The sequence below is a fragment of the Deltaproteobacteria bacterium genome (assembly GCA_020848745.1).
Lineage (GTDB): Bacteria > Desulfobacterota > Binatia > UTPRO1 > UTPRO1 > UTPRO1.
This window is the reverse complement of the sequence record JADLHM010000071.1, coordinates 1-8,695: the sequence shown is the minus strand read 5'-3', so window position 1 is coordinate 8,695 and position 8,695 is coordinate 1. Positions and strand designations below refer to the sequence as shown.

Annotated in this window: 8 protein-coding genes; all 8 read left to right on the top strand. The window is 72.9% G+C overall.

Annotated elements, in window-relative coordinates:
- The first annotated feature begins 31 nt into the window (after window positions 1-31).
- On the top strand, window positions 32-775 hold the full coding sequence (locus tag IT293_10910) for a glycosyltransferase (protein ID MCC6765163.1): 744 nt from the start codon (window positions 32-34) through the stop codon (window positions 773-775).
- Window positions 772-2,025 (top strand): O-antigen ligase family protein, encoded by a 1,254-nt coding sequence (locus tag IT293_10905; GenBank protein MCC6765162.1) that lies wholly within the window; start codon window positions 772-774, stop codon window positions 2,023-2,025. The genes IT293_10910 and IT293_10905 overlap by 4 nt, the downstream gene beginning before the upstream one ends.
- The gene (locus tag IT293_10900) at window positions 2,022-3,917 is read left to right on the top strand and encodes a hypothetical protein (protein ID MCC6765161.1); all 1,896 of its coding nucleotides are present in this window, start codon (window positions 2,022-2,024) and stop codon (window positions 3,915-3,917) included. The genes IT293_10905 and IT293_10900 overlap by 4 nt, the downstream gene beginning before the upstream one ends.
- Window positions 3,914-4,711, top strand: coding sequence for a CDP-alcohol phosphatidyltransferase family protein (locus IT293_10895; protein MCC6765160.1), 798 nt, complete (start codon window positions 3,914-3,916; stop codon window positions 4,709-4,711). Before IT293_10900 ends, IT293_10895 begins: the two co-directional genes overlap by 4 nt.
- Before the next feature lie 10 nt (window positions 4,712-4,721).
- Complete coding sequence (locus IT293_10890; GenBank protein MCC6765159.1) at window positions 4,722-5,597, top strand: 2-C-methyl-D-erythritol 4-phosphate cytidylyltransferase; 876 nt, start codon at window positions 4,722-4,724, stop codon at window positions 5,595-5,597.
- Window positions 5,591-6,712, top strand: coding sequence for an alcohol dehydrogenase catalytic domain-containing protein (locus IT293_10885; GenBank protein ID MCC6765158.1), 1,122 nt, complete (start codon window positions 5,591-5,593; stop codon window positions 6,710-6,712). The genes IT293_10890 and IT293_10885 overlap by 7 nt, the downstream gene beginning before the upstream one ends.
- A gap of 13 nt (window positions 6,713-6,725) precedes the next feature.
- Entirely contained in the window at window positions 6,726-7,994 is a 1,269-nt protein-coding gene (locus IT293_10880) for an oligosaccharide flippase family protein (GenBank protein ID MCC6765157.1), read from the top strand.
- A partial coding sequence (locus IT293_10875) for a hypothetical protein (protein MCC6765156.1) occupies window positions 7,975-8,695 on the top strand: 721 nt, incomplete at its 3' end. The genes IT293_10880 and IT293_10875, both read left to right, overlap by 20 nt.

Here is an 8,695-nt window from a genome sequence, read left to right as displayed (position 1 = left end):
GCTCCTGTGCCAGAGCCGCGAGGAGATCGAGGTGGCGCGCGCGATCGGGCTGCGCCCCCGCCACGGCATCCACTACGTCGGCAACGGGATCAATCTGGAGCGCTTCGCCCAGCGGTCCGCGCCGCCGACGAACCCCCGCTTGGTCCTGCTCTGCGTCGGCCGGATCGAGCCGGTGAAGAACCACCCCATGCTGTTCCGGGCGCTGGCGACTCTGCGGCGGACGCACGACGTCGTCCTGCGTCTGGTCGGCGACGGGCCGCTCGAGGGGCAGTACCGCGAGGACCTCGCGCGCGCGGGCCTCGCGGATGCGGTGGAGTTCCTCGGCTACCGCTACGACGTCCCCGCACTGACGGCCGCTGCCGACGTGGTCGTGTTGACCTCGGTGAAGGAAGGCATTCCGCGCGCGCTCATGCAGGCGGCCGCGGTGGGAGTGCCCGCGGTGGCGACCGACGTGAAGGGGAGCCGCGAGGTGGTCGTCGACGGGGTGACGGGCTACCTGGTTCCGCTCGGTGACGCCGAGCGGCTGACCGATCGCCTCGACGCCCTGCTCGCCGCTCCCGCGCTGCGCGCCCAGATGGGTCTGCGAGCCGCGGCGCACGCCCGCGAGCATTTCGACGAGCGCCGCGTCGCCCAACGGCTGGTGCAAACCTATCGTGCCGCCCTGCAGTCGAGGGGGCTGGCGGCCGTGCGTGGCGCGCGCGACGCGGCGGGCGACGGGACCGACCCGCTACTCGCGACCGCTCCGCCGCTCGTGGCGCAGCGAGGCCGACGGTGAGCGTCCCGACGCGGCAGAGCGGGTGGGGCGGCGACGTCCTGGTCGGCGTGATGGCGCTGGTGACGCCGATCGTCGCCGTGCAGGGCCCGGCGCATACGACGGTGCTCGACGCCGTGAACGCGGGCTTCCTGCTCGTCTACTGGACGCGCATCCTGACCCGTGCGGAGCCGATCGAACTACCGCTGCGCGCCGCGATGTGGCTGCTCCTGATCGGCAGCCTCGGCGGCATGGTGTCCGCGGCGAACCGTTCGGTCGCCGTGCTCACGCTGGTGCAGGATCTGTATCTCTACGCCTGGTTCGTCACGCTCGCGGACTTCGTCACGCGGCACTGCCGGCCCCTGCGCGTCGTGGTCGCGTGGGTGGCGGTCGCCTGCGTGGTGGCGCTCCTCGCCGCGCTCGACGCCTACCTCGGGCTCTTCGGCGGACATTTCGCCGGCGACGTGCGGGCCACGGGAACCTTCGAGAACCCGAACATGTTCGGGGACTACCTGATGGTGTCGTTCTTCTTCGCGTGGGCGGCGGCGGCGGCCGGGTGGCGGATCTTCTACGGGGCGATGGCCGCGCTCGTGGCCGGCGTGCTCGCGACCGCGTCCAACGGCGCGTTGCTCGGTCTCCTGGTCGGTGGCGTCGCCACGCTGCTGGCATCGCCGACTGCGCAGCCGCGCCGCCGCGTCGGTGCCCTCCTGCTCGGGGTCGGCTGCGCCGTCGCCCTCTTCGCGGTCTCGTTCGAGCGCGTGCAGGAGGAGTCGCTCGGCATGTTCGCGGCGCCGCGCGGCAGCATCGGGGGCGGCGCCGTGAAGGGATACGGCGAGCGCCGCGAGGTGTGGGCGGGCCTGCTCGAGAGCGTCCGCGAAACGCCGACGGGCGTCGGCCCCGGCAATTTCAGAACGTATACCATCGCCGGCGACCACTCCGCGCACAACGAGTATCTCGGCATGCTCGCCGAGCGGGGGCCGCTCGGGCTCGTGGCGTGGCTCGGGGTGTTGCTCGGAGCGGGGCGCGAGGTCGCTCGCATCCGCGCCGCCCGCGGCCGGGGCTACGAGCCGGTCGCGGCGGCGGCGCTGCTCGGCCTCGTCGCGGCGCTCGCGGCGCACGCCGCCGTGGTCGAGATGTTCCATTTCCGCCATGTGTGGTTCGCGCTCGCCCTGCTGGTCGCGCTGCGAGCGCAGGCGCCCATGGCGCCGGTGGTGGCGTCGGCGTCCGGCGCGCGGGCGTTCGCGCCGCGGGTGCTCGTCGAGGTCACGTCGTGACTCCGCTCGTCGCGGCGCTGGTGCTCGCCTTCGCGCTCACGGTCGCGCTGACGCCGCTCGTGCGGCGGCTCGCCACCGCGTGCGGCGCCACGGACCAGCCGGGGGCGCGCCGCGTGCACGTCCGACCGATCGCCCGCGCGGGCGGCATCGGCATCGCGATCGCGACGGGGACGGCGCTCCTCGTGACGGAAAGCGCCCCGGCGGCGCTCGGTCGCGAGGTATGGATGGCGGCGGGACTCCTCGTGGTCGTCGGCCTCGTCGACGACGTGCGCGCCCTTCCCGCCGGCCTGAAGCTGCTCGCCCAGATCGTCGCGGCGGCGCTCACGGTGCACGCGGGCCTCCGCTTCACGCTCTTCGCGTGGGCGGCCGGCGCCGGTCTCAGGGGCTTCGATCCGGTGCTGCTCGATGCCGCGCTCACGATCGGATGGATCGTCTTCGCGACCAACGCGCTCAATCTGAGCGACGGGCTCGACGGGTTGACCTCGGGACTCGGGGTGATCGCGCTCGGCTGGCTCGGGGCGACGGCGCTCCGCTTCGGAGACATCGACGCGGCCGTGCTGCCGCTCGTGCTCGGTGCGGCGCTGCTCGGGTTCCTCGTCTACAACTACCACCCGGCCTCGATCTTCCTCGGCGACACGGGCAGTCTGCTGATCGGATACGCGCTCGCCGTGCTGCCGCTCGCCGGCAAGCACCGCGACGTCATCGGACCGCTCAGCGCGTTCCTGTTGATCGCGGTCCCGGCGACCGACACGCTGCTGGCGATGGCGCGGCGCTTCCTCGCCCGCTGCCTTCCGGCTTGGGGAGACGGAGCGTTCGGGGCCGGAGTCGTGGAAGGCCTCCGCAACACCGTTCGTCCCGATCGCCGGCACATCCACCACCGGTTGCTCGATCTCGGCTTCGGCCAGCGCCGCGCGGTCGCGTGGCTGCACGGCGGCGCGCTGGTGACCGGAGGTCTCGCGTTCGCGGCCGCCGACAATCCGGTCTGGCCGGCGGACGTCCTGGCGCTCGGCCTCGGCATCGTGGTGATCGGGCTCGTCCAGGCGCTCGGCATCGACGAGCTGCGGCCCGCGCGCAACGGGTTGATCCTGCCGGTGCTGAGCCGCCTGGCGCGGCGGCGCTGGCTCATCGTCGCGGCGGACGGAGTGCTGGTGCTCCTCGCGCAAGGCGCGGCGCTCGCGCTCGGCGGCCACCCGGTCCTCAGCAGGACGTCGGCGGCGGTGAGCCTGGCGGCCGTCACGCTCGTGCATCTCGCGACCTTTCGCGCGCTCGGTGTCTATCGGACGGTGTGGTGGGCGAGCACCGGGGCGAACGACCTGGCGGTTCTGGGGCGCGCCTGCGCGGCGGCGACGTGTGCGAGCTACGTGCTGCTGCGTCTCGTCGGTGTTCCCGCGACGCCGGTGGCGGCCGTGGTGCGCTTCCTCTTCCTGCTGCCGGTGCTCGCCGCGGTTCGCTTTTCGCCCGTGCTCCTCGCCGACGCGGTCCGGCGCGCCGGCCGCGCCGAACGCGCCGTGATCTGCGGCACGGCCGTGGAAGCGCAGCACGCGATCACCCATCTCCGGCGCAACGGCATGGGGAACGTCGAGCCGGTCGGCTTCGTCGAGACGCTGCCGCGGCTGCAAGGCCGCCAGCTCGGGCGGCTTCCCGTGCTCGGGACACTCGACGGGCTCTCGTCCATCCTGCGCGCGCAGTCCGTCGGACACGTGGTGATCGCGGATCCCGAGCTGCGTGGCGAGGCGCTGCGCTGGGCGCGCGCCGTCTGCCGTCATTCGGGCGTCCGGCTGCACCGCTACATCGAGCGCTTGCTGCAGGAGACCGACGCCGCCGATCCGACGGGCCGGCGCGGACCGCTCTCGGTCATGGCCGCCACGGGGACCGAAGGACACTCGCGATGAACGGAGAAACCATGGAGCTCACCCTCGACGACGTGAAGCGGGGCGCGAAGCGCGAGGAGTTCCGCGCCGGCGTGCAGATGCGCATTCTGATGCCGCGCCTCTCGGTGCACGTCACGCGCTGGGTGCTGCTGCACACGCGGCTGCGCCCGGACCAGATCACCACCCTGAGCTTCGTCGTCGGCCTGGCCTCGGTGGCCGCCTTCGCCTCGACCTCCCCCTGGGTGCTGCTGCTCGGGCTCGTCGGATTCCACGTGCACGTCCTGCTCGACTACGTGGACGGCGAGGTGGCGCGCTGCCGCCAGCAGACGAGCGTCAGCGGGGCCTACTACGATCTCGTCACCGACCGCATCACCTTCCCGCTCTTCGTCTTCTGCGCCGCGCTCGGGTTCTACCGGCGCGTCGGCGATCCGACGGCGCTGATCCTCGGCTTCGCGGCCGCCTTCGGCCTGATGGTCGACAAGGCCGCGGTCGATTCGTGGTACCGCGCCAAGGGCGGCGCGGTCGACGACGTCGAGGATCGCTACGTCGCCGCCCCGGAGCGCAGCGCCGGCGGACGCTGGCGCGGACGGCTGCGCATCCTGCTGGTGATGGTGCGCGGGCTGACGGCGTTTCTCACCTACGTCGTGATCGCCCGGCTCGTCGACGCGCTCGTGCCGGCCGGGCTGCCCGGGATCGGGAGCGCGCACGCGGCCGTGCTGTGGGCGTTCGCCTTCCTCATGCCGGCGGGCGCGGTCGTGCGTTTCCTCTACGTCTACCGCCGCGGCGCGATCCCGCGGCGCCAGCAGCTGCTCTGAAGGAGAATCCATGCCGACCACGTACGAGCTCGAGCACATCAAGGCGGCCTTCGCGCGCGAGCGCGGCGGCGGCCCGCAGGCCGCCGCCAACGGAAGCGGCGCCGGGAGCAACGGCGCAGGGGCGGGCGGCGCGTCGCGCCCCGCGGACGCCCCGAAGGATCCGACCGTCGCGAAGGGGAAGGGCGTGCGCGCCATCATCCTCGCCGGGGGGAGCGGCAGCCGCTTCACGGGGAGCTTCATTCCGAAGCAGTTCGTGCAGGTGCACGGGAAACCGATTCTCGCGTACGTCCTCGAGACCTACGAGAGCCTCGGCCTCGTCGACGACGTCACGCTCGTGGTGAATCAGCGCTACGAGCAGCTCTACTACGACATCGTCAATACCTACGGCTTCCTCAAGGTGCGCCGCATGGTGGCGGGCGCGAGCACGCGGCAGGGCTCGTCGGGCGCGGGGCTCGCGGCCATCGAGCCGTGCGAGATCGTCCTGGTCCAGGATGGCGTCCGGCCGTTCACGAGCCCGCGCGTCATCGTCGAGGCGATCGAGGTGGCGCGGCAGGTCGGCGCCGCGAACGTGGTGGTGCCGACCCTCGACACGATCGTGGAGTGCCGCGACGGCCTGATGGCGCGGGTGCCCGACCGGACCTACCTCTTCCACGGGCAGGCGCCGCAGGCCTTCCGCTACGAGGTGCTGATCGAGGCGCACCGGCGCGCGGCGCAATCCGACGTGAGCGGAGCGACCGACGACGCGCAGCTCGTGCTGGCCGCCGGCGGGCGGGTCGGCGTCGTCGAAGGCTCGTATTCGAACTTCAAGATCACCACCCACGAGGACTTCCTCTTCGCGTCGCGGCTGGTCGAGCGCGAGCGCGCCGGTGACGGGAGCCGATGGTAGCTTCACGCTGGAATCCGGCGGTCGCCTATCGGCTGACGCAGCCGTTTCGCATCGAGACGCTCGAGCGCCCCGTGGCCCTCGAGCGGCCGGGCGACGTGCTCGTGCGGCCGCGCATGACCGGGGTGTGCGGCTCGGATCTGAAGCTCTACGCCGGCACCCGCGACCGCGCCGCGCTGTCGCGGAAGCTGCCGCTCGTGCTGCTGCACGAGGGGGTGGGCGACGTGGTCGAGACGCATCCGGGCGGCGGGATCCGTCCCGGCACGCGCGTCGCGGTCGTGCCGAACATTCCGTGCTACGTCGCGTTTCCGGAACGCTATCCGTCGAAGGCGGAGGGCTGCGCGGCGTGCCGGCCGGGAGGCGTCGGGGAGAACTACTGCCTCGAACACCTGTACCTCTCGAGCAACACCGACGGCATGGCGCAGAGCGTGTTCCGGCATCCGGGGTCGCTCGTGGTGCCGGTGCCGGCGGAGGTTCCGGATCGCGTCGCGGCGCTCGCCGAGCCGCTCACGACGGTGCTCGCGGGCTGCGAGAAGGCGCCGATCTTTCCCGATCGACGCTACCTCATCCTCGGCAACGGGCCGATCGGGCAGATGGTCGCGATCACCCTGATCGGCTTCTACCAGGTGCCGCCGGAGGCGATCGTGATGACCGGACACGGCTGGGAGAGCCGGAGCGCCGTCGCCGCCCTGGTCGGCGCGGTGCTCGACGCCGAGGACGCGACGGCGTTCGCCGGGCTGCGCGGCGCGATCGACGTCGCCTTCGAGTGCGTGGGGGGCAGCGCCAACGGCGAGACGCTGGCGCAGGCCGTCGCCGCGCTCCGGCCGGGCGGGTGCGCGGTCCTGTTCGGGCCGTCCGAGCGCGCGGTGGCGATCGACACCCGCGAGGTGATCGGCAAGGGCCTCGTCTTCCTCGGCTGCAACCGCAGCTTCGTGTCGCACTTCGAGCAGGTCCTCGACCGCATGCGCGATCCCCGCATCCAGCGGATGCTCGGCGACGTGATCGCGAGCGAGCCGGTGCCGGTGCGCTCCGCCGACGATCTGAACCGGGCCTTCTATCAGGCGTGGACCAACGGCGACGGCCGCAAGACGCTGCTCGTCTGGCCGGGGCTCGAGTGAAGGGACGCGAGCGATGAACCTGGTCCGCGCCACCTCGATCACGGTCGTCACGAAGCTGCTCGCGACGGCGACGGCCGCGCTCGCCGCCGTCGTGGTGGCCGGAGCGCTCGGCGCGACCGGCGCGGGGACCTTCGCCCTGGTGCGCGTGCTGCCCGGCACGATCGCGGCGGTCCTCGGCGCGGGCATGACGATCGCGAATCCGTATCTGATCGGAAGCCGGCGCTACTCGGTGCAGGCGATCACGGAGACCACGGTCGCGCTCGGGCTCGGGCTGGGAGTGCTCGGCTGCGCCGGATGGTGGGCGGCCGGCAACCTCCTGCACGCGCACTTCTACAGCACGCTGTCGGCCCGCGACGCGCTCCTGGTCGGGCTCGCGATTCCGATGAACCTGCTGCGCGACTACCTGAACTCGGTGCAGCAGGGCCTGCGGAGCTTCAAGGCGGCGAACCTCGTGCTCTTGACGGACGACGTCGTGTCGCTCGCGCTGCTGCTGCCGCTCCTCGCGGGCATCGGAGACATGACGCTCGTCGTGGCGGCCGCGGTGGCGGGGCCGGTCGCGAGCGTGCTGCTCGCCGCCGCCATGCTCCTGCGGCGCGGCATCCGACCCTGGCCGCGCCTGCACCCGGCCCTGGCGCGCGACGCCATGCGGTTCGGCATCAAGGGCCACGTCGGCCGCATGGCCAACATGCTGAACTGGCGGCTCGACGTGATGATCCTCGCGACGCTCGCGAGCGTCGAGGTGGTCGGCTGCTACTCGGTCGCGTCCAAGGTCGCGGAGCTCTTCCGGCCGCTCTCCGCGAGCCTGACGTTCGTGCTGCGACCGCTGATCGCGGGCCTGTCCACGGCCGAGGCGCGGGTGCGCGGCGTCTTCCTCTACCGCCGCGTCTTCCTCATCAACCTGGCCGCGATCCTCGTGCTCGCGGTCGTCGGCGAACGGCTGATTCACGCGTTCTTCGGCGCCGAGTTCGCGCCGGCGGTGCCCGCGCTCTACATCCTGCTCGTCGGCCTCGCGGCGCACGGCGCCGACGGCGTGCTCTCCGGATACAACGTGGGCATCGGGCGGCCGGAGCTCAACACCTATACGGCCCTGGCCGGCCTGGTCGTGACGGTCGCGGGGGACCTCACGCTCATCCCCGCCTACGGGCTGGTCGGCGCGGCGGTCGCGTCGAGCGCGGCGTACACCGTCAAGGCGATCGCCTTCACCGCGATCTTCCTCGCGACCTCCGACGTGAGCCTGCCGCAGCTGGTCGGCTGGAAAGCCTATGGCCCTGATCTCGCCTAGCCTCGGGGACCGTGGCGGCTTCGAGCCGCTCGCGTGTCCGGTGTGTCGCGGTCCCCTCGACGACGTGCGGGGGCGGGCGGCCTGCGCGCGCTGCGCGCTCCAGTATCGCGTCGACGCCGGGCTCCACGTGCTCGGGCCGCGGTTCGCGGCGGCGCTGCCGCGGCCGGCTTCGTTCGAGGACGCTCGGATGGCCGAGCTGATCGCGGACTGCGCGATCGTCGGATGGCCGGAGGCCGAGCGGCGGCTCGCGCGCGAGGTGCTCGCCGGCACCCTCGCGAGCCCGGCCGGCGGACGTCTGGAGCGCCTGCGCGCCAAGTTCGCCGGTGCCACCTGGCAGGACGTCCTGCAGGACCTCTCGGATCCGACCCGCGCCGGGTGGAAGCTGCTGCTGGATCTCGACCGCCACTCGCGCGTGCTCGTGCTCGGTCCGACGTGGGGCGCCGTTCCGCTCGCGCTCGCACGCGGCGCGGCGCAGGTGGTGGTACTCGACGCCGTCGCCGAGCGGTTGCGCGTGGTGCGCGCGCAGGCCGACGCCTTCGGGCTCGACCACGTCGTCGTCGCGCGCGTCTTCGACCCGGTGCGGCTGCCGGTCGCGGACGGCAGCATCGACGTCGCGGTGGTGCCGTGTCTGCGCTCGTGGTTCGCCGCGTTCTCCGGGCACGGGCCGCGCGCCGCGGGCGCGATCGTCGACCTCCTGCAGG

What these genes read in the sequence shown, in the direction of transcription:
- IT293_10885 (MCC6765158.1), top strand. Translation starts at nt 5,591, where the DNA reads ATGGTAGCTTCACGCTGGAATCCGGCGGTCGCCTATCGGCTGACGCAG.
- IT293_10890 (MCC6765159.1), top strand. Translation starts at nt 4,722, where the DNA reads ATGCCGACCACGTACGAGCTCGAGCACATCAAGGCGGCCTTCGCGCGC.
- IT293_10895 (MCC6765160.1), top strand. Translation starts at nt 3,914, where the DNA reads ATGAACGGAGAAACCATGGAGCTCACCCTCGACGACGTGAAGCGGGGC.
- IT293_10880 (MCC6765157.1), top strand. Translation starts at nt 6,726, where the DNA reads ATGAACCTGGTCCGCGCCACCTCGATCACGGTCGTCACGAAGCTGCTC.